The organism is Paenibacillus sp. JT22N1 (assembly GCF_059692155.1).
The window spans coordinates 228801-250644 of the sequence record NZ_JCAUAW010000012.1; the positions used below are offsets into that span (position 1 = coordinate 228801).

At 44.8% G+C, this 21844-nt stretch carries 15 protein-coding genes; 1 reads left to right on the plus strand and 14 read right to left on the minus strand.

Annotated elements, in window-relative coordinates:
• Nucleotides 1–92: 92 nt before the first annotated feature.
• From AC58UU_RS23460 to AC58UU_RS23525, 14 genes are all read right to left on the minus strand, one after another.
• Nucleotides 93–1670 (minus strand): extracellular solute-binding protein, encoded by a 1578-nt coding sequence (locus AC58UU_RS23460; RefSeq protein WP_497319287.1) that lies wholly within the window; start codon nucleotides 1668–1670, stop codon nucleotides 93–95.
• A gap of 112 nt (nucleotides 1671–1782) precedes the next feature.
• Nucleotides 1783–2643, minus strand: a complete 861-nt coding sequence (locus AC58UU_RS23465; protein ID WP_497319289.1) for a carbohydrate ABC transporter permease — start codon at nucleotides 2641–2643, stop codon at nucleotides 1783–1785.
• 1 nt (nucleotide 2644) lies between these two features.
• Nucleotides 2645–3565, minus strand: coding sequence for an ABC transporter permease (locus tag AC58UU_RS23470; protein ID WP_497319291.1), 921 nt, complete (start codon nucleotides 3563–3565; stop codon nucleotides 2645–2647).
• Nucleotides 3566–3804: 239 nt separating this feature from the next.
• On the minus strand, nucleotides 3805–6102 hold the full coding sequence (locus AC58UU_RS23475) for an AraC family transcriptional regulator (RefSeq protein WP_497319293.1): 2298 nt from the start codon (nucleotides 6100–6102) through the stop codon (nucleotides 3805–3807).
• A 189-nt stretch (nucleotides 6103–6291) separates the two neighbouring features.
• On the minus strand, nucleotides 6292–11598 hold the full coding sequence (locus AC58UU_RS23480; protein ID WP_497319358.1) for an endo-alpha-N-acetylgalactosaminidase family protein: 5307 nt from the start codon (nucleotides 11596–11598) through the stop codon (nucleotides 6292–6294).
• Between the two features lie 344 nt (nucleotides 11599–11942).
• On the minus strand, nucleotides 11943–13067 hold the full coding sequence (locus AC58UU_RS23485) for a glycoside hydrolase family 88 protein (RefSeq protein WP_497319294.1): 1125 nt from the start codon (nucleotides 13065–13067) through the stop codon (nucleotides 11943–11945).
• Between the two features lie 86 nt (nucleotides 13068–13153).
• Nucleotides 13154–14047 (minus strand): sugar phosphate isomerase/epimerase family protein, encoded by an 894-nt coding sequence (locus AC58UU_RS23490; RefSeq protein WP_497319296.1) that lies wholly within the window; start codon nucleotides 14045–14047, stop codon nucleotides 13154–13156.
• Nucleotides 14048–14069: 22 nt separating this feature from the next.
• Nucleotides 14070–15308 carry an NAD(P)/FAD-dependent oxidoreductase gene (locus AC58UU_RS23495; protein ID WP_497319297.1) on the minus strand — a complete coding sequence of 413 codons (1239 nt, stop codon included), beginning with the start codon at nucleotides 15306–15308 and terminating at the stop codon, nucleotides 14070–14072.
• Nucleotides 15309–15322: 14 nt separating this feature from the next.
• On the minus strand, nucleotides 15323–15646 hold the full coding sequence (locus AC58UU_RS23500; protein ID WP_497319298.1) for a MocE family 2Fe-2S type ferredoxin: 324 nt from the start codon (nucleotides 15644–15646) through the stop codon (nucleotides 15323–15325).
• Between the two features lie 64 nt (nucleotides 15647–15710).
• Nucleotides 15711–16829 (minus strand): fatty acid desaturase family protein, encoded by a 1119-nt coding sequence (locus AC58UU_RS23505; RefSeq protein ID WP_497319300.1) that lies wholly within the window; start codon nucleotides 16827–16829, stop codon nucleotides 15711–15713.
• Nucleotides 16830–16942: 113 nt separating this feature from the next.
• A complete protein-coding gene (locus tag AC58UU_RS23510) occupies nucleotides 16943–17839 on the minus strand; it encodes a helix-turn-helix domain-containing protein (RefSeq protein WP_497319301.1) in 897 nt (298 codons plus the stop codon).
• Between the two features lie 61 nt (nucleotides 17840–17900).
• The gene (locus AC58UU_RS23515; protein WP_497319303.1) at nucleotides 17901–18692 is read right to left on the minus strand and encodes an alpha/beta hydrolase; all 792 of its coding nucleotides are present in this window, start codon (nucleotides 18690–18692) and stop codon (nucleotides 17901–17903) included.
• A complete protein-coding gene (locus tag AC58UU_RS23520; protein WP_497319304.1) occupies nucleotides 18689–19426 on the minus strand; it encodes an SDR family oxidoreductase in 738 nt (245 codons plus the stop codon). The genes AC58UU_RS23515 and AC58UU_RS23520 overlap by 4 nt, the downstream gene beginning before the upstream one ends.
• A complete protein-coding gene (locus AC58UU_RS23525; RefSeq protein WP_497319306.1) occupies nucleotides 19426–20796 on the minus strand; it encodes a hypothetical protein in 1371 nt (456 codons plus the stop codon). Before AC58UU_RS23525 ends, AC58UU_RS23520 begins: the two co-directional genes overlap by 1 nt.
• Before the next feature lie 133 nt (nucleotides 20797–20929).
• Here AC58UU_RS23525 and AC58UU_RS23530 point away from each other — a divergent pair, with 133 nt between their 5' ends.
• A complete protein-coding gene (locus AC58UU_RS23530; protein WP_497319307.1) occupies nucleotides 20930–21820 on the plus strand; it encodes a helix-turn-helix domain-containing protein in 891 nt (296 codons plus the stop codon).
• Nucleotides 21821–21844 lie beyond the last annotated feature (24 nt).

Here is a 21844-nt window from a genome sequence, read left to right on the forward strand (position 1 = left end):
CTCCTTTGATCAAAAAAAATACGGCAGGTACGGACATCGCCGTACCCGCCGTATTGCCCGACTTACAAGCACGTCAGTTTGAAAACCATTGCTTAATTACCGCCAGACTTAGCTTTGTAAACGTCGTTCACTTCTTTTTCCAACTTCTGGAACGAGGCATCGTCAAGCATAGATTTGACGAACTTATCCCAATCGGCCAAGCTGCTTTTGCCTACAATCGTATTGATTTCGTTGTCGCTAATTTTCTTAAGGAAATCGGCGCCCTTTTCTGCGTTCGTTGGCGTATTGATGCCAGCAGATGGATCTAGGATGGAACTCTTGCTGATCGCATCTACGAGCTCGTGGTTGGACTTGATGACCTCTGGCGACATATCTCCATGTTCAGCTCTTGAATATTTGTTAAAATAACCAGGAATCCATTGACCGGGATTCGTGTACTGATTCGCCTTGCCGGCATCTGTTTGTACGACGATAGTCGGAATACTAGTATCCGTATAGTCTTTATCCTTAATGCCGCTGCCAATCAGTTTTGAACCTTCGAGCGTATTTCCAAAATCCAATACTTCCAGAATCTTCTTCATTTTATCTTCCGGAACTTTCTTGCTGATCATCAACTGGCCGAAAGACCCTGTACTTTTTTCATAGTAACGTTTGCCATCCGGAGCTGCAGGAAGCTCATAGGCGACTGCGTCCGCTTTCGGATTCACCTTTTGAAGTTCTTTGATCACGTTTGGCGAATTGTAAATATCGACAATATTACCGATATACATCCCGATTTTACCTTGAATGAACATATCTTTCAGCTGCTGGGCTTTCATGACCGGATAATCGGGAACGATCAAGCCATCTTTAAACGCTTTGCTCCAGAAAGTGAGCGCATCCTTCATCTGCTGGGAAGTAAACGCCGGAGTTAATTGACCTGAGCTGTTTTTCTGCCAGCCTTGCATAAGAGCGCCGTTTTGTGAAGAAGATGAGCCGAACATCGAGAATAAGTAGGTCTGAGGCGATGTCGTAGCATAGGAGGCAAAGCCGTACGTATCAGGCTTGCCATTGCCATCCGGATCGTTTTTCGTAAACGCCTCCATGACTTTGTAGAACTCATCAGTCGTCTTCGGCGGCTGTAAGCCTAATTTATCCAGCCAGTCCTTGCGAATAATCAGCGATTCATGGCCATCCTGAGGTCTAACACGCGGCACTCCCATCGTTTTACCGTTAAACGAAAGCGCGCTGTAGATGTTAGAATCAATTTTGGACAAGTTCGGATAGTTCTTGATATATGGCGTTAAATCCCAGAACGCGCCTTGACTAAGCGCTTGCGTCCAGTTTTGTTTCGTGATGTCCCACACTACTGTCAAATCCGGCAAGTCGTTAGAAGCTAGCATGACATTCACTTTATCATCGAAATTGTTGGAAGGCACATAGGTAGCATTGATTTTCACATTAAACTTCTGGTTGACCTGTTGAAGGGCTTCCAAGTCATTCTTAGGTGCATCATTGTAAGTTGGTGAAATAATCGTAATTTCCGAAGGCGCTTTGTTCTCCGCTGCCTTTGTAGACGCCGACGGTTGAGTATCGCCTGATTTAGCGGTATTGCCGCTTCCGCACGCAGTCGCAATAAACATAAGAGCCACTGTTGCCGTAAGGCCTGTCATTTTCAAATACTTTTTCATTGGTTGTTGCCTCCTCTATTTTTCTTTTGGATGTTGCTGCCCGCCTTTGAGAATATGATACCTTTATGACCATTTCTAAAGCACGGCATCCCCCCTCTCAAGAATTTTTTTCTTAACCCTTCACAGAACCAAGCGTTAAGCCTTTGACAAAATATTTTTGAAGGAACGGATACACCATTACGATCGGAACTGCTGCAATCACAACTGCCGCCATTTTCACTGTTTCCGCCGGAATAACAGACGCAGAGGCCTCGGAAAGATCGGCAGGAGATGAGCTTGCGGCCAGCATTTGCTGCAATACCACTTGCAGCGGGCGCAGCATGTCATTATTGATGTAAAGCACTCCGTTGAAATACGTGTTCCAATACCCAACACCGTAAAATAAACTGAACGCAGCGATTACTGGAAGCGAAATCGGGAGAATAATCCGGAAAAAGATGCCGATATCCGAGCAGCCATCTATGGTTGCAGATTCTTCCAGCTCTTCAGGAACATTCTGGAAGAAGCTTTTCATGAGCAGCACGTAAAAAGCAGTCGCTAACCCAGGCAGTACCAGCGCCCAGAAACTGTTCAATAGGCCTAGACTTCGAATTAACATATAGTTTGGCATGATGCCAGGATTAAACAACATGGTGAACAATATCGCCGTCAGCATGAAATTTCGACCTTTCAACCTCTTGCGTGATAATCCGTATGCCAAACCTGACGTCACGAAGAGCGCACAGACCGTACCGACGATCGTCAGCATCGTTGTGATGAAGAAGGAATTGACAAATTGGCCCGACGACATGATGTAACGGTACGACGCTAAACTCCATGTCTTCGGGAACAGCATCACAGGGGTCGAAATAAACTCATGCGGATCTGTGAAGGACACGATCGTGATGTAGATGAACGGCAATACGGTAGAGATTGAAAACAAAAATAGTACTGTATAGATGAAGACATCTAACCATTTGGAGGAACGATCCATTCTAATACACTCCTTCCTCGCCCATTTTCTTTGCTATGCGGTTGGCCGCAATGACTAATATGAAGCCGACAATCGATTTGAACATGCCTGCAGCGACTGCAAAGCTGAATCTCCCTTGCTGAACACCGACGCGGTAGGCATACGTATCGAACACGTCGCCAATACTTTCTACAGGAGCGCTGCTCATCAGATAGACCTGCTCGAAACCAACATCCATAACCGAGCCTAATCGCAGAATGAGCAGTATGACGATGGTGGATTTAATCCCCGGCAACGTGATGTGTAACAGCTGTTTCCATCTGCTTGCCCCATCGATCTGTGCCGCTTCGTATTGCTCAGGATTGATGCTGGTCAGCGCCGCCAGGAAAATGATCGTCCCATATCCAGCATCCTTCCAAATACTTTGCGACGTCAATAAGATCCAGAACAACTTCGCATTCGTCAGAAAGTCAATCTTCGTCCCTCCCGCGTCAGAAATCAGCCCGTTAACGACCCCTGAGGACTTACTTAGCAAAATGAAGGAAATACCAGCAATGACGACCCATGACACAAAGTGAGGCAAATAGATCGCCGTTTGTACAAATTTCTTAAACCTTATTCGGCGCACTTCGTTAAGCATCAATGCCAAGATGATCGGTGCGGGGAAAAAGAATAGGATGTTCAGGAAACTAATCGCAAGCGTATTCCGCAGCAGCTTAAAGAAATCAGGATTCGTCAAGAAATCGCTGAAATATTTGAAGCCGACCCATTCGCTCTTCCAGAACCCAAGGAAGGGAGAGTAGTTTTGGAACGCTAATGACAACCCCCACATCGGTCCGTATTTAAAGATGAGAAAAAAGAGTAAGCCTGGCGTCATTAATAAATATAAATACTTGTCTCGTTTCAGGGCAGTGCCCCAGCCCCTTAACCATAATGTCATCATTCGTCACCTCTCGTAACTGCAAGCGCAGATTTCATACTTGCAATATACGCTTCATGCTTTGTAGCCTACAAGACGCAATTGTTGCACAGAGTCGCAAACCCGTCAGACCAAGGCTTTTCCTGGTCGTGTCGCATTCCTTGCGGCAGCGGGATCGCCTGAAACAAAAGATACGACTTTCGACAGGATTCGATTTGAAACAACAAAAATAATGCTTGCAGGACTTAATCCCGCAAGCATACTTATGTTTTGACTGACTCCCTATACTGTCCAGGAGTCGTCCCGACCTGTTTTTTGAAAACGCGCATAAAATTTTGACGCTGATACCCGACAAGATGAGAGACTTCGCTGACCGGCAAATCGGTTTCCGCTAATATTTGCTTTGCTTTCTCAATACGGTATTCCGTCAAATAATCAATAAAGGCAGTCTGCATCATTTTCTTAAACCATTTACTAATCTGGAATGTGCTAACACCGCAGTAATCTGCGCATTCTTCAAGCGAGACATCCCGATGATAATTGTCGTGAATATAGCTTACGGCACTCATCACCATTCGTTCATACTCACCGTGTCGATTTCCTTGAACGGCAGAAATAATGGGTGAAATCAGCGCTGTCACAAACCATATGTTAATATCCTCGATGCTTCTCAACTTGCGTAAATACGTATAAGGATCGTATTGTTCGAACAGTTGCTTCGGCTCCACTTTCAAGCTATATGCCGTTCTCATTGTAGCGGCAAGCAGTTGATTGTAGTATAGAAGTACGCCTTCTGGAGATCCCGCCTGCCTTCTAACTGTCTCCATGAAGTCGTTCAACATGCGCTCCGCTTCCTCTTGATTGCCAAGCTTCAGCGAATTCTCGTAGTGCTGCTCCAGCTCTACAGGGTAGCTGTTCTCGTTGACGAGGCTGCCTACCTCCTGCAGCACTTTATTTCTACCCGTAATGATGCGCGATTCCAGTGCGAACATCGCTTGTCGGTACAAGCGCGGTACTTCCTTCGTCTCATAACCGATACCGCTTAGCCCGACCGTCACCGGGAGATGCAAATAAATGGATAGCGTATTTCGCATGTTTTCAGCGAAAGCGAAGAAATCGGGTTCCTCCTTGTCCGCTTCCGGCGTTTCCGGCACATGCCATAACCAAGAGACTAGACTGTCGTTAAATACATTGACTGTAACGCCTAACCAGCCACTCTGAGGAATAAATTCATCAATAATATTTTTCATGGAGAAGAGCATAAGCTCTTTGTCACTGTCACGGAATTTCCCCTCATGGGCTGCATCCATATCGAACGCCACCGAGAGTACAGCGAACTCCGCTTGATCCGGAAGCTGATAACGCTTCAATTGTTCGCCTAACTGCTTGTTGGTATAATGTGCAAATTGACCTTGCAGCAGCTGCAGGACGAAAGTCTCGCGAATGATCGGCAACTGATGCGAGAGCTCTTTTCTTAGTTGAGATGCCGTATCTTTGAGTTCCAACCAATTTCGATGGACGAAACCCATCTCATCGGAATCAATCTCCTTACCGGAGTCACCTCTGATGCTAGCAAGCAATCGTTCCACAGGCTGGTAAATTTTTCGACTGCCAAAGAATGAACCGCTGACGCTAACAAGGATGAAAAAGAAGACGATGCCCATCGTCATGAACGCAATGCCTCTAGACTTGGCGTTCAATTCTTTCACTGGAATCACATCGATATATCTCCAATGATTGTAGTTTGAAGAGATGCTTGTAACCAGATAGGCGGTTCCATTCCAATTAAAATTATACTTGGACTTCCCTTCACCTGCCTGCAAAATGCTCTCATAGAAATTGCTTGGCTGAAGGTCGTCCGTTGTTGTTGTAACTAACTTCCCCGAATCGCTGACAACGAACATGAATTGCCCTTTATAAACAGTCGAATCGCCGATGATTTCAAGGAATTGACGCGGATCTACTGACGCGATGACTAGTCCAATCGGATCATTGCTACCGAGCGGAAACTTGTTCACCAGTGTAACGCCTCTGTCTGTATCGGTATTGCGGGTCACTGGAAATGTCTCATTCAACCAACGAATCCGGTAATTATCATTCAACTCATGATCGAATTTGTCCCGAACTGACGTACTTAAACCATCAGGTCTGATCGTCCCGTTCGTCGGGGAGATATACGCGATATCCCGGATATAGAGCGCGAGTTCGCGCAAATCCTTGTTCGTATTTTGAAAAGCCCCCAGTATCTTATAAACTTTACCAAAGAAGTCAATCTGATCAACTTTCAAATCCGCGTTGTAATCCGTGAGAAAATAAGGCGAGTTCAATATTTGCAACAGGTTGATCTGAATCGTCTGCAGTTTTTTATCCACATTATCGGAAGCGGTCTTCAAAATCTGGTAGTTAGCTTTGTTAACTTCGGTTTCTAAGACGGACGAAGCATATAGGTAGCTTCCCAGTCCAGTGATGACCGTCGGCACAATCGAAATAAAGAGCGAGACGATGATCATTTTCCTCAGCATCGATTTCTTTCTTTTGGAAAACAATCCGAAAATTTTCATTTAAACGACTCACCTCTCTATGATGTAACGATGCCCAAGTATTCGTAGTGTAACCGATACCTTTTGTCGCAAGCAAGGCACAATTTTTGCAGATGCATATTATGGCTGCTTTCAAGGAAATGATATAGAAGAAATAGGAAATAAGAACGCGATCAAGAGCAATGGCTCCTGATCGCGTTCTTATTGGTATTATTTGGACCAAGCAGCAATTATGGCATTGGCATCTGTTGTTAAAACTTGCTTCGCATAGGCTGAAATTTCACCCTGCTCCGCTTTCTCGATTTGCTTTAACACATCCTGAATATGCTTAATTGCCTGATCATTATGCCCCTTGCTTAATTGGTCTAGAGACTGAGTAAATTTGTTTGTGATTTGCGTCCCGAGCGGTCCATTTATTTCACCGGATGCTATAAATTTAGCGATAAGCTGCTGCATAGCACTTGCGCTAGTCGTGACATTCACGGTAATCTTGGTTATCTTCACATTCCCAGCCCGATCCGTCACAATAACTTGAATATCATGGTTCCCTAATTGACCTTCCCAATTCACAATATTCTGTGTCGCTGAGCTCACTGCTCCATCGATAGTAACCGATTGTGAGGCCACACCGGACAATTGATCTTCCGATTGGATATTTAGAGTTAGCAATTGGTTGTCTTGGAATGTTGCCCCATTCACTAATGGGCTGCCATTTGCAGTAAGCACTGTTGTTGGTGCTGTTCGATCGATATTCACGGTTATCGTTTGGGGAACTTCTACATTCCCAGCGTGATCCGTTGATCGATACTGCAGCTGATAAATTCCTTCACTGAGTAAGAACGGAGCAGTATAAGGTACGAATCCATTGGTCGATTGCTGGCCGTAAACGCTCTGCACTACGGTCAATGAATATTCGCTAGACACCAGACCGGAATTATCGTCTTGAGATTTAAGCGTTACAGTAACATCAGAAGTAAACCAATTATCGGAGCCTTTCACTCCTTCCAAAGTAGCTTCGGTTGTTGGAGGTATACCATCTGGTGACTCGCGGATCACGGTCAGCATATACGTTTTCGTCGTCATATCCTGTGCCGTCACGACAATGTTGATCGTATTGCTGCCTACATTCAGGCTGATCGGTCCACTTGCTTGCCCGCTCTCTACCTGCTGACCAGCCACTGTCAATGTCGCATTGGTATCGTAAACCGACGCTGTTACTGTAATGCTGCTCATATCAGTGGCCACATTCACAGTGTAAGAAGTCGTCCCCGCTGCAAAGGTAGGATTCAACTGACCGCTCGACAGACTCAGCCCTTTCAGATCTGCGTTGTTAGACGGTAGGCTGATCGTGGGCGAAAGTGTCATATCAAGGATTGTTACATCTCCCATCGGCACAATAACATTTGAGCGTGATGCGTCCATGAATCCCTCTTTACTTACCGTTAAGGTATAGCCAGAGCCAGACGGTATATCAGTTATGGAATAGGTTCCGTCCATTGCCGTATAGACTGAACTATATACTGAACTGGTAACAGATGCGGTCACAGCTGCGCCGGCAACTGGCATATTATTACTGTCTACTACCTTGCCTTTAAGGCTTCCAGGTGCGGTATATTCGATCACTGGCCAGTATTGAGACAAGCTATTCTCTTTCGTCGCAAACTGACTGTCTGAAGATCCGCCTTTCAGGAGAGCATTCGATAGTTTGATGGAGATGTTTTTATCTTGGCTGGCAATTGCACTTTTCGCAAGATTCGTCACATCAATGACAAGCGCAGTGTTAAGCACAGGAATAATCGGACTTGCATTCAATTTCGTCCCTATTACGGCAGGCTTGTTGTTCCAAGTAATCGTAGACTCGCTCCAATTATTCTGAACTTGCTCAACATTAATCCCTGGCGATACTGAGCCGGCCGTCGTCGGATACAGTTTAATCTTTGCACTGGTTACATTAGCCGGTATGCTATTCAAGGTAAATTTATAGAATGCTTCGCGGTTATAACCTAGTGCATCCCACTTTACCGATGTGGTTTGCTCTGTACCAAAGTTCGTATTCGCCGACCCGCCGTCACGTACATAGGAATCCGCTTTTGCAACGATTGAAATCGCATTCAGTGAAGTTGCGCTCACAGGTGCGCTCCAATCCGTTGTCTCTGTAGCGTTCTTGGTTCTAACCCTGTAAGTATGAGTAGAATTTAGCGCCAGCCCGGAGTGCATGTATGGGTATATAGCTTGTGGAACTACTTGGCCATCTACCTCCAAATCATATCCGGTTGCTAAATCCGTCTCATTCCAGCTAACGCTAATCTGGGACGGGCTTAAAGGAGTTGCTTTCAATCCTGTTGGTACGGCCAGAGGAGGCTTTGTGGTTACAACGTCAATCGCAAAGTCATCGATGACAAAATCGATCATCCCTCCCCCGTTCTTAATAAACGAGATGTAGGTATCGTCGTTATTTCCAGTCACAAAAGTCTTGGTATATGTTGAATATACGGTATCGCTGGTCGATGAAGGAAGCGCTACGTTAGACAAAGCAGTTGAACCGTTATTCCCCATAATAGCAACAGAATATGCACCATTGTATTGCGAACCAAGCAAATAGTTGAAGCTAAGTTTGTACATCGTGTTAGGCTGCAGCTTGACGTTGTACGGCGCAGTCCTCATGTATTCGCCTGTTTCAGTTGAAGTGGTCTGACGCATCTTCAATGAATAATTGCCATGGATCGTATCAGTCGTAAAACCACTATGAAACTCTGATCTGTGGATACGTCCGACCATCTTGGTCTGAACAAAAGGTCCAATGCCTTCGTCATTGCTCTCAAAGTCTTCGAAGAAATAGTGACTTCCAAATGGCGTCGTATTCATTTCTACAATACGTACGTCATCAAGGTACATATAAGATTGAGGCGTCCCTGCATTTGCAGTGAAGTAAATGTTTGCACTCGTTTGATTAGCAGGCACTGTAAATTCAAGCTTGATTCGCTGCATTTTATTCCGATTGAACCTTAACGTATTATAGATCTGGTTTGTAAATTCCGATTTTTCCATCGTGTTCGTTATTTCAGGTCCACCATAGTTTTTGACACCGATCGTTCCAGTCCTTCCATTAACCTCCATCCACGCAGAAAGCTGATAGGTCTTGCCCGGAGTCAGCCCTGTTATGGTCTGGCTCAATGTCCCATCCGCGCCGTTGTTTCCGCCCACTTTCAAATAAGTCTCGCCAACGCTGCTGTTTTCAATAATCATATGGCTTGTGCTACCGCTAGTAGACGCTGTAGTCCATGCTGAGGTTGCCGGTGATAAGTCATGGCTGTCGAAACCTGGATCCTTCACAAATCCGCCTTCTCCCCAAATCAATACTGGGTTCGTTTGTTCACCTTTGTAGATGACATAAGGGGTATTCGCTGTCGCGTCGATCGTTACCTGACCGTTCGTTACACCCAGGTCCTTCACAAAAGTTTTACCGGTATCGGATAACTGGTACAGCTTCACAGTACTCATCCCGGCCCAACTGTTTGGAAGATCCCAAGTAGTGGTTCCTCCGAACGTGTTATAGTGATAGATCTTCGTCTCATTCTGAGGATCCCAAGGAACAAACACTTTGGCGCTTACGTTTTCGATGTTATAGTTTGAAGTATCATAATTATTCTGATATACGGCGAGCTTTTTGTTGTCCTTGTATAACTCAACTACTGGATTAGGATCAGATGTCGTTTGTTTTACATAAACATTGTTATTGAAATCGATTCTGTTGTTCGTCCATTTCATAATGTCAAAGTTTTGCATGTACTTCATCAACAGATTGTTGGTATAAAATATTTTCATTTGGCCCGTCAAGGTCGTATTGTTCCCCTGATCGTCGTTGCCGTCATCCCCGTAGCCCATGGAGCCCGCATGTCTTGATTTCAAAAGCATGTGGTTGAAGCCGTAGGAATCTGCAACGCCGTTCTTAAGGAATCTTACCACCTGACTCTTCATCTGCGGCACATGGTTCCATACTGCATAATCTTCCAGCGAGCCTTGGAACTCCGTACCTACAATCCAACCATTCTTGTTTAATTCTGTTCCGAGCTTCCACTCTGGGTAACCTTGGAAATAATAAACATCCACATAAACCCACTTCAAGCCAGGAACATTTTGTTTAAGTTCAGCAAGCCTGTCAGCCAAGCCGTGAGGCCCAAAATTGGTAGCATCCTTGTACTGGTCAATCATGTACGACTGGTCGAGCGAATTCCAACCTGGCTCATGCGGTTGTCTGAGTAGACCTTCACTGTAGTAGGTTGCTTCCGGATAAGCCTCGGTAGCATTGATATGCACGCCTACGTTCGTGTTATATTTAGCTGCTTCATTCACAAAATAGTTAAAGTCGTTAAGTCCCCCTGCCCTCTTATTGATGTTGATTCCGTAGTCAGGGTGGTTAGAATCGTGACCTTCGGCCTGATGTCCCTTATATTCCAAGAACTGCCCGAAGCCGTCGGTATTCAGGTATATCTTCTTAACCATATCCAGCGTTCTAAGGAACGGCCACTGCGCAAGGCTAGCACGGGTATATGCGATATGGGCGAAGCTTTTCTTAATTGTGTCAGCACCGTATGGAATTTTCATGATCTGTCTGTAGGCAATTCCGCCATCCTGCCAGTCTACAGTTCCGTCATTGTTGGCATCAGGTGTAATGGCGATCTTGGCATATGGCAGTTCCATAATCTCCGTTGCCACTTCCCTGTACGTCCAAGCATTGTTCCACGCGCCCATTCTCTTATAGCCGGTCTTATTCACCGTCTGGTAATAGTATCTAGCTTCATTCTTAACGCCCAAAATCTTGTTTCCAGTAGTCGGCGTCAGATTAATGCTGTTATTATACATCGTTGCTGCAAGCTTATCGGTACTCAAGAAGAGATACGATTTGGCCACCGGGTTTGCGTCAACTGCCTTCGTACCCAATACGTTGTGTTCTTCCACGGAATTGTCATCGTAATTGACAGAGCCTTTTACATCAACCCCTGTTTCTTTGGCACCTGGTTGATTATCCCGAATGGAGATCAAATTTTGATTCGAAATTTCAAAGGTCATCACTTTCGTCGCGCCGCTTTCGGTAATATCGCTTACCTTGAATTCGACTACGTTATCGGTAACCTTGAAGTACACAGTCATTGTTACCCCAATACTAGAAATATTTAGTGTATAGGTTATCGTATCCCCTGTTGTAACACTAGTTACAGCTGGTGTGTAAGTCGTACCGTTGATTTTAACCTGACTCAGCGTGTCTTCATTTCCGTAAAATACGGCATTTTGAGACGCTCCCTCTCCCAACCATTGGTATTGAATAATTCTAGGGAAAGAATCATCCACTGTCACGCTCAGTTTAGTAGATTGAATGGTGTTCGGACCTGCCGCCAGAGCGTTGGCCTCGCCAAAAAACGATTGATTGCCAAATGAGAAAAACGGTGCCAAGAAAAACAAAAGCGCCAGCGTGATTTTTAATTTCCTGCTTATACTCTTTTGAATAAATTTGCTCATGTTTGACACAATAAAATACCTCCTTCAACTCCTCCGTATCTTTAAAGCGCTTTCAAACCTTCTACAACTTCGTTAAAATCCTCATCTCTCACCACCTCTTGTTGCTTGTTCAAAGCTTCTAACTTACTCAATTTACGATTAATAAACGGTCGCCTACAAGGCGCAATTGTTGCACGGCTTCTTTCTTGTGTTGAATTGAACTATTGCGAGCTATTGTCGCAATTTTTGCATACAGCCGGAGAAATCAATCAGAAATGCGACTGGTACATTTGTGCATTACCGATGACACTAGTGTACCAACATAAAAAAAAGCTTGATTTCTCAAGCTTTTGCACCACATTGCTTTAATTTCGCTCATACCAATAACCCGGCACAGATCGTTCCAGACGCATCAGCGCCTCCAAATAATAGTAATCTCCCCAGATCATAAAATCATCCAATCCACTATTGCCTCTAACATGATAAGAGCCATGCTTCAGCAAACCTTCGGCTTCCTCTCCGATTGTAGCGTAATGCTTTACTAACGATTGCATCGTGCGCTCCAAGCTGTCTGAGATCCACGCGCGATCCGGGTCGGCTTCAGGAAGCAGTTCCAACAGCTCAAGCATGCCGCAAGCGGTAATGGCCGAAGCCGAGCTATCCCGACTTGTACTCTCTTCAATCGGTACGTTGAAATCCCAATACGCCACATGATCTTCCGGCAAATGATCGATGAAATAACGAAGCAGCCGCTTCGACGTCCTCAGAAACGCCTCATTTTTCGTATATCGGTACGAAAGGGCAAAGCCGTAAATGCCCCAAGCCTGACCACGCGTCCAAGTGGAACCGTCCTGATAACCTTGATGTGTGCCTCCGCCGAGCGGATTGCCATTCGCCTGCTCAAAGTAAAATGTATGATAAGAGGAGTCGTCGCCACGAACTAAGTAGCGTCTGGATAGTTCTGCCTGTTTGAACGCTACTTCCCCGTAGCTCGGATCACCGGATACCTCGGATGCCCAGTACAGCAGCGGTAAATTCATCAAGCAATCAATGATGATGCGCCCGCCATTTTGCTCGTCGTTCTCAGGACCCCATGCTTGCAAATAGCCGCCTTGCGCACGCCATCTGTCCCTTAAAAGATCGGCAGCTTTCAGGGTTAGCTCGCGAGCATCGCTATCCCGCTCTACGATCCATCCCGCTAAGGCAGATAGACCATACAAAAAACCAATATCGTGATGCTCCAAACATATTCGCTGCTGCAATCTGCGTTTGAAATCTGCAATCTGCAGCTGTGCCTGCTCTTTGAAGTAAGGATCTTTACTGTACTCGTAACTCAGCCATACAAGGCCGGTGTGAAAGCCTTCGATCCAATCTTCATTCGCCGACCATTCATAACGCTTCTCATTGGTAATATGCGGGAATGTAAGCCCATGCTGTTCTAAATTACGGCGGACTTTCCCGACCGCATCATCAATCGCCTCGTGCCACACGAATGAATTTCCTCCCTTTGCTTTAAACAAATTATATTTTTATTAAAGATTGAAATAACTGAATTTTTTAACGTAAAGTGGTTAACTCAGAACTCGTCTTGCGCCATAATCCACTGCTCTTCTATAATCCGCTTCAATAGTAGTGCTTGCTGCCAGCGATCAGAGACTTCATGTTCTTGCCCTTGCTCATCTCGGCGAGTGATCCCGTAATAGTTGGGCGGACCAAGCTCTGAGCAGAATGGGAACAAGTCCCCAGGCTGCGCTTGCTTGAGCCAATGCACCATACCTTTACGCCACCATCGCTTAAAATGCTCCATCATAGGATGATCGCCATCCACACCTACATCTACCTGGACCTGTTCTCCACTCGAGACACGGCCATGCATACCTGCTGAACGTTCTAGAATCTTATCAAAATAGGCCTCGACTTTATCACTTGTTCCTAGGATTTCACCAGCAACTACATAATGGGATAAATCGATCATCAGTCGGAGCTCTGGCAGTGACTCTACATATCTTGCGGTGCGAATCAAATCTTGCGTGACAGTTCCTCTATGTGTTTCGATAAAATGTGGAATTTTGGATTCCTCAGACACTTTTAACAAGCCATCAAGTAAATGAACTGCTTCTTTATCAATGACGAAGGAATCCAGCACCTGCGAGTTGATATATTGAACTCTGCCAAATTCGTTGGCATGCTTGATGATCTCAATCATATCTTGTGGTTTAGAAGGGTAAGCAATGGCACTGAAACTCAACTTGTAGCGGTCAAGTAAACGGTGCCAGGTATCCATATTTTCAGGAGAAGGCAGCAAATAGCTAACACCTTTAAATCCCGCTTCAGCGATTTTCTCGAACTTTTGCTCCAGCGACCATTCCTTGCCGTTCTCTCCTAATCCTTCCATGCCCCATATAGCTTGTTGGACATCCAGTCTAGGTGGATTTAAGGTTCCATCATTAATTCGATTCCAATGGCTCATGCTTATCTCCTTACAATGATTATTAAGAATTCAAAAGCGCCTTTAATTTCACATCCGGATTTTCTAAGTCTTTAGGATCGAGTACCGCTTGTTTTTGAATGAGCATTTCCGCAAGACGAATATCCTTGGCAATTTTCGAGTTTAAACCTCCTGCGCTTGCCGCAACCAATTGATCTTCACCGGACAAATGGAAGAAAAACTTGTCGGACTCACTCAAATTTCTAACCACTGTCTTCACACCAAAATCCGGCAATCCAGTGACTTGTAAGGTTTGTTCATATTGATCAGACCAAAACCATGGGATATCTAGATAAGGTTTAAAAGCGCCTAGCATGTTATGCGCTGCGAGCGTTCCTTGATCTTGTGCATTGCGCCAAGCTTCAAGACGAATACGCTTGCCTCCGTAGAGACTATGCGGGAAGGAACAGCAGTCACCTGCAGCAAAAATATCCGAGTCACTCGTTGCGAGTCTCTCATCCGCCCATATACCGTTATCTATCGAAAGCCCACTTTGAGCAGCTAACGATGTTTCAGGAATAGCGCCGATACCGACGACAACCGCGTCGCAATGGATGACAGTTCCATCGACCAGTGTAATCGAATGTCCATCCCGCGTTTTTTCGATGCGTCCAATCCCTACCCCAAGTTTAAACTCGACACCTGCTTTGCGATGACGAGCCTCTACAATGTTCGCAATTTCCTCAGGAACTCCTCGCATCAGAATACGCGGTCCAACCTCAATAACGGTAACCGAGCATCCTTTTTCTCGCGCGCTTGCCGCTAATTCAAGACCAATAAAGCCTGCCCCTATTACAGCAATGTGCTTTCCTGATTGAAATCTTCTGCGGAGTACAAGCGAGTCAGCGAACGTCCGTAGATATAATAAATCCGTGGTATCGGAGCCTTCCATGTTCAATCGACGTGGATAGGCTCCTGTGGCAAGCAAGAGCCTCTCATACCTTATCTGCTGCCCATTGCTAAGTTCTGTTACATGTTGATCCCGATCAATCTTAACAACGGAACTATCCGTTATTAAGCGAATGTTATACTGCGATTGTTTAGCCTCATCAAGGATAGTCATTGGTGAAGGCTCGTCTTCATCGACCAATGAGCTTTTGGAAAGCGGCGGTCGTTCATAAGGTGCCAACTTTTCTTTTCCTATTAGCGTGATCGGCCCACTCCAACCCTCCGTTCGGAGCTCCACAGCCGCTCGCGCACCGGCTTCACCTGCACCTACAATAACCATTCCTAAATCAGCCATTTCCTTTTCTCTCCTCAGTCTATCTTGATGAAGATCTTATCATCTTCAATCTTTACAGGATAAGTCTTAAGATCAACGCATACCGGTGTACGCTTCGCTTCACCCGTCGTATAGTCAAATCGACCGTTATGCTTGGGACACTCGATAGTATTGCCCATAACTAGCCCTTCGGATAAATGAAACTTCTCATGGGTGCAATACCCATCGGTCGCATAATACTTACTTTTAGCTGTGCGATAAATAGCAAACGTACGATCTCCATGATCGAATCGAATGACATCTTCCTCATCAATTTCATCGACTTCACAAGCTTCAACCCAACCCTCTAAATGCTGCATACGTACCTCCAAGTAATTAAGTGTAGGTTTATTTAACAAGACCATGTGGACGATTTCAAATTTTCTATTTAGTCATTGCTTGTGGTTCAGCACTTACTCGCGAAGGCACTACCTTTTCAGCGTGTGCGCCATAATAATAAGGGTTTGCTGTACTAGGCAGAGGGCGATCAACCACATAATTCGGGTCTTTCTTCTGTTTAATTAGTGCTGTAATAACCTCTTTCAGTGCCGCCCAAAGACTAGGACTTGGTGCCGGATAATCAAACTTCAATTCTTTGTGAAGGGCAGGTAATGCGTGATAAGGAACCATCGGAAACATGTGATGCTCAATGTGATAGTTCATGTTCCAGTAGAGGAATCTAAAGAAAGGATTCAAGTAAATCGTACGCGTATTTAAACGATGATCCAGAACGTCTTCATGCAGACCTAAATGCTGAGTTAGACCGACTAATAAAAGGAGAATCGGACCATAGAAGGTCGGAAGACCCACAAACATAAGCGGTAAAATACTCCCAATCTGAATGGACCAGATAATGAAGCCTAGTAAGATCAGCACCCATATGCGTGAAATCCAAACAGCTTTTCTGAATTCAGTCTCTGGAACATAGTCTTTTTCCGAGTCAGTCAACTTCCCGAAGCAGTGCATTAATATGCTTTTGAGATCTCTTGAACCGCCATAGATATGCACGATTTCTCCAAAAATGATATGCCAAACGGGTGGTCTAGTCATAGCAATTTCCGGATCACGACCGACGATATAGGTGTCAGTGTGGTGACGAGCATGACTCCAACGCCAAGGGGTTGGTGGTCTTAAATCCATGAAAGAGGCAATTTGATAAAGGGCATCATTCATCCATGCTGTCTTGAACGCTGTGCCATGACCGCATTCATGCCATCTTGAATCGGCAGTCGAAGCATAACTAATTCCATATAAGGCAAATGCGGGTATAGCCCACCATGTACCCCACGAATAATAGGCAAGAATTCCCGTAACTATGAGCCATGCAAACATGATGATCGTATCCCGAATTGCAGGCCCATCCTTACGCTTCATTAGCTCTTTAAGACGCTGACGTGGAATCGGGCTCACGTACCATTCAGCCGCTACTAATCCTTTTTCCTGTGCTCGCTTGTTTTCTGGTCCTGTGAGTGAGTAATCTCTTTTATAGTTTTTATCGGACACTGGTTTGCCTCCTAGTTCACCATGTGTTAGCGTTTTCTTAAATGATAAACTTTCAAAGACTCACTGTCTTTGAAATAAGAGGACATTCGTTTGCACTATATGGACATTCACAACTAGTTAAAGGGTATTTCTGACAATTGAGATTTGCGAAACTGTCCTGGGGGAACGCCTATTTTTCGGGTAAAAACTCTTGTAAAATAGTGAACTGAATCAAACCCAGCCTCCTGGGCGATACGGCTTATGGTCCAATCCGTCTCGAGAAGAAGCTCCATAGACTTCCTAACTCTTCTCTCTTGCACATAATGAGAAAAAGTTTGCCCGACCTTCATAGCAAATAATCGCGATAAGTGACGCTCTGTTATATGGAGATAGTTTGACAACTGGTGAAGACTTAAGGAAGAAGTTAGATTGTCCTCGATAAAAAGCTTCGCTCGCTGCAAATAATAGGAAGAAATTGGTTGATGCTCCGGAAACTCGTCACTTTCGATAACCTCCGCAAATTCACTACAAAAAGAAACAAGCAATGCGTAGGAAAAACTGCGAATCATTTCTTTTGTCATGGTACGATCCTGCTTACACAGCGTAAATAACATGCGCCAAGTCTGTGCGGTTACCGTTTCGTCTGCCATGGGCACAACAATTTTATTCAAATTCATCATTTGTAAATAACGGTTTAATGTCTCTTCCGAAGACCTAGGACTGTCTGTTTCAAAGGCAACATAGTAGAGTTCGATCCCTGCCTCGCTTTTAATTTGATGCCATTTGCCAGGTCTTGAACAAAACAATGTTCCTTGCTGGAGCGGATATTCTTCACCTGACTCCAAGTAGCTCCCCTCACCTGCCAGAACATAACAAACCTCAAAAAAGGAATGTCGATGTAGAGGATTATCAAAGTGTTCCGGCATAGCCCCCCAATAATGCACCTTAAAACTTATATCTTCACCGTGCAAATCGACTGCGTTTTCATTTAAAATGTGGCTCATCTTCTTGTAATCTGATTTAGCTGCCATGGAGTTCTCTCCCGATGCATAAATTTTGCACTTTTCTCTATTATACGTAAATAAAGAGCCCTCAAGAAGAGGACTCCTGAAAAGCATGTGAGTGAAAAATCAGATGTCTCTTAATATGTTCACGCCAATAGTCCCAAGAATGAGCGCCCGGATGCTCAGCATAGGTATGGGGAGCTCCAATCCCTTCCAACCGTTCATGCAATTGACGATTCATATGGATATAGGAATCTTCTACACCACAATCAAAGTAAATTTTGGGCAAGTCGTTGGAGGTAGGGATCGCCATCGTTAAAGGCGATACCTCCTCCATTCGTTTCTCGTTCGTCTGAAAAATTGGAGCATAGTCCTCTGAACCAATCAGTTGTGCCAACTCCTGAACATTGAAGAATCCGCTTAAGCTGGAGACAGATACAAATCGTTCCGATTGGGTGAAAGCCAACCGAATGGATGCATATCCCCCCATGGATAAACCACTGATCGCACGTGTTTCCTTTTTACCGCCTACATTCCATTTCTGTTCAACATGTGGGATCAGATCTTCTAATAAATAATCTTCATACAGATGCGGCCTGCCAGCATCCCAGTTCAGATAACCGGTACCAATGGCGGTCAATCCATCCGATGGCATGAGGATCGCCATAGGACCTATCCGCTCTTCCTCTAACAAATCTTGCATGGTTTGAAGTACATGACCTTGTTCCGTCCAATCGATCTCGGAACCATGGACACCATGCAACAAAACCAATAAGGGCAGTCTATCAACTGGACGCGGTTCCGGCAGCAAAAGACGGTAGACTCGACGTGCGTTTAAAGCTGCTGATTGAAAGCTTTCGGAATATAATTGCACCCTCATTTAGTTAATTCCTGTAAGTTAAAATTCGCATCTCTCATCGAGCGGAGCACAATCTCATGTGTGACGCAGTTATCGTCCATTTCAATGACAGAAACAATGGCTTTTGCAACATCGTCTGGCGTTAAATATTTCTCTACAGGTGATTTTTGGTCGCGAGCCGTATCCCAGAAAGCTGTATTAACGCCACCTGGGAAGATGCCGGAAACACGAATATCGAATTGTGCGGCTTCCTCTTGAAGCGCTTGTGTAAATCCTCTGACTGCAAATTTAGTTCCGCAATAGACGGACTCTGTAGGCACACCCGTCAATCCAGCTGTAGAAATGATATTGATAATGTGGCCTGCCCGCTGATCTTTCATTCTTCGAAGCGCATGCTTGCAGCCTAGGACAGTTCCTTTATAATTAACATCCATCATCCAATCGATATCATCCTCGGTATATTCCGTGATCAGCTTATGCCTTGCAACGCCTGCATTATTGATCCATACTGCAATCGGCCCTAGCTGAGATTCTGCGTTCTCTGCCAACATAGAGATATCTGATTCCAAGCGTACATCCGTCCTCCATGCGCTGACACGATCGGAAGAAAGGCCTTTCACAGCTTCTTGTAATCCCTTCTCGTCGGCATCACTAAGCATGACCTTAGCGCCTGCAGCAAGAAGTTGTTTCGCTAGAGAGAAACCAATCCCTCTTGCTGCTCCGGTGACCACACATACTTTATCAGTCAAATTCATTATGCTGTCACTCCTCCACGTGTTCTCTCTCTTCCGGCACGAATTTCTGCGAGAAATTCAGGCCACCAATCTTTTTGATCCGATTGTGCACTCAATCTGACCTTTTCTTCTAGGTTCCGTTTCATTACACTTTCCGCTTGCTGTTTAAGCTCTTCCATGTTCTTAAACTCAGGAACCAACCATTTTCTGCCGATTTGCGCGTGCAATACTTCATCGGCCCAATCATAATCCTGAAACGTTTTTGCAAGATCGTTATCCGACTCTTTGGCTATGATCCATTCAAGATGTTTGCCAGTGTCTTTGGGCATTAATCCTTGCTCAATGTACCAAAGAACAAGATGCGCCTCCAGTGGTGTAGCTGTACTGTTCAATGCCATGCTTGTTAAAAATTCTACCGGATATTTGTAAAATTCAACGCCGTCCTGGTATAGTCCAACTTCACCCATCATCGAATGACGAGCCTCGTCCCATAGCTGTCGACTCAAGTCCTGATAGTACTCCCACGGCTTGCCATTGGTTTTATAGATAATAGGTCCCATCCACTCAGGTACGTCCATCTCACGCAGACGTTTATAGAGTAGCGCATACGTTCTTTCGTCCGCTAGGCGATTTCCATCATTATAGTGATGGTCGATTTTAGCTGCTGAATTATAGGTATCCGAAAATCTGGCATCACGACGAGGCTCAACTTTAATTGCAAAAGGCTGCCCGTTTGAACGGGGCTCCGAAGGCTGCCAGTCTTCAGGCTTTGCCAGATCCCCTGAAATGCCTCCTGCGGCGAACAGAAAAGACTCCAGATGCTTTTGCCACTTAATTGCGGCATGCTGATCTTCATCCGTACGGATAAGCGCTTGTACAGCAGCCTCTCCCCATTGAATCATTTCTTCCTCTTCTACTAATATCAACTTCAAGACACGACAGGTTGGTTGGTCGACTAACGGATTTGTTTCCGATAAATGCTTTTTCATGGAACGTACTAATTCCGGTTTTGCAACTCGATAAATTCCCACAAGAAGCTCCAGTGTGGTCTCTGCGCGTATCACTTCGCCAAAGAATGCCTCGATCTGAGCGTCCGGCACTTTATCCAAATGCAAAGGCGGTTCCCTCATCTCCATAACCCGTTTCCGAAGTGCGGCACTATGCTCAGCGTCTAGCCAAATATGCAACCCAAAAGCACCCTTTACTTCCCATTCAGGGGTATTCGAGATATGCGCTGCGAAAATTTGGTTCAACTGCGTTTCTGAATACAAATATCTTCTTAGTAAATTCACGTTATGATCGATGTCATAGCCAACTTTGCAAGCGTCTTCATAACTACAAACACCTGCAAGTGGGATCAAGCCTAAATTGTTATTATTTACTCTTGCCATGTATAATCCTCCCTTTCCAATCTTTAAGAATTATCTTAAATATATAGTAATTATCTTAAAAAAGCATTGTGAAACCCTACTGTTTTCTTGTAAAATCTTATTATCTTTAAAAGTTCTAGAAGGAGCTGTCCCCTTGAAACAATCTTTTCTTGAAGCCATAAAAGAGCGCCCCATCGCCCCCTACATCCGAGAATCCGACTATGCAGTAAGACAACCAGGGTGGACCGTACCTAATCGGAAACTCTTGGATTATTTACTCATCTACATTCAGGAAGGAAGCTGTCAAATCGAGCTAGACGGCAGCTTATTCGAATTTCAGGAAGGCGACTTTTGCCTTATTCAACCGGGTGAACTGTGTTCTTTAAAGGGGATCACTCGAACGATAACGCCATTTGCACATTTCGATCTTTTCTATAATCCAGCACGTGAACAAAGCTTTCCAACAAAGCCGGGACAGATAGATCTAAGAGAATACCAGCATCTTATGCAGCCTCGATTGAACGACTTCATGAACATTTCGATCCCTGTCCAATTTAAGCTTACACATCGCTCCGTTTACAAAGAGTCTTTGTTAAAAATGGTTGGGCTTTGGCAAAATGGGGATGTGATCAGCCAAATGGAAGCCAATCATTTGCTCCAGGATTTGATCATTAGTTTATTGAAAGAATTTAGTGATTTGAAGCAAGAAGATAAATCGTTAAAGCCACAATCTTTGAACTGGATCACTTCGTACTTTTTCAGCCATCTTTCGGAATCGTTATCACTTGATGATATGGCTAAGAGAGCACGACTCTCGCCTTCAAGGTTTTCTGCTCTATTCAAAGAAAAATTTGGTGTTTCACCCCATCAATATTTTTTACATTTACGCATACAGCATGCTCAAGAGCTACTCAAACAAGGGGACTACACCATGGAAGAAATCACACAATTTTGCGGTTTCTCAGACGTCCCCCATTTTTCAAACGCATTCAAGAAAATAACGGGGGAAACGCCGGGGCATTTCAGGAAAAATGTTGTTAAATAAGTCAAAAACGACAATAGCCTACTC

Bases quoted from the DNA above. Each gene is read 5' to 3' on its own strand.
- AC58UU_RS23460 (WP_497319287.1), bottom strand. From the start codon at position 1,670: ATGAAAAAGTATTTGAAAATGACAGGCCTTACGGCAACAGTGGCTCTT.
- AC58UU_RS23465 (WP_497319289.1), bottom strand. From the start codon at position 2,643: ATGGATCGTTCCTCCAAATGGTTAGATGTCTTCATCTATACAGTACTA.
- AC58UU_RS23470 (WP_497319291.1), bottom strand. From the start codon at position 3,565: ATGATGACATTATGGTTAAGGGGCTGGGGCACTGCCCTGAAACGAGAC.
- AC58UU_RS23475 (WP_497319293.1), bottom strand. From the start codon at position 6,102: ATGAAAATTTTCGGATTGTTTTCCAAAAGAAAGAAATCGATGCTGAGG.
- AC58UU_RS23480 (WP_497319358.1), bottom strand. From the start codon at position 11,598: ATGAGCAAATTTATTCAAAAGAGTATAAGCAGGAAATTAAAAATCACG.
- AC58UU_RS23490 (WP_497319296.1), bottom strand. From the start codon at position 14,047: ATGAGCCATTGGAATCGAATTAATGATGGAACCTTAAATCCACCTAGA.
- AC58UU_RS23495 (WP_497319297.1), bottom strand. From the start codon at position 15,308: ATGGCTGATTTAGGAATGGTTATTGTAGGTGCAGGTGAAGCCGGTGCG.
- AC58UU_RS23500 (WP_497319298.1), bottom strand. From the start codon at position 15,646: ATGCAGCATTTAGAGGGTTGGGTTGAAGCTTGTGAAGTCGATGAAATT.
- AC58UU_RS23510 (WP_497319301.1), bottom strand. From the start codon at position 17,839: ATGGCAGCTAAATCAGATTACAAGAAGATGAGCCACATTTTAAATGAA.
- AC58UU_RS23515 (WP_497319303.1), bottom strand. From the start codon at position 18,692: ATGAGGGTGCAATTATATTCCGAAAGCTTTCAATCAGCAGCTTTAAAC.
- AC58UU_RS23520 (WP_497319304.1), bottom strand. From the start codon at position 19,426: ATGAATTTGACTGATAAAGTATGTGTGGTCACCGGAGCAGCAAGAGGG.
- AC58UU_RS23525 (WP_497319306.1), bottom strand. From the start codon at position 20,796: ATGGCAAGAGTAAATAATAACAATTTAGGCTTGATCCCACTTGCAGGT.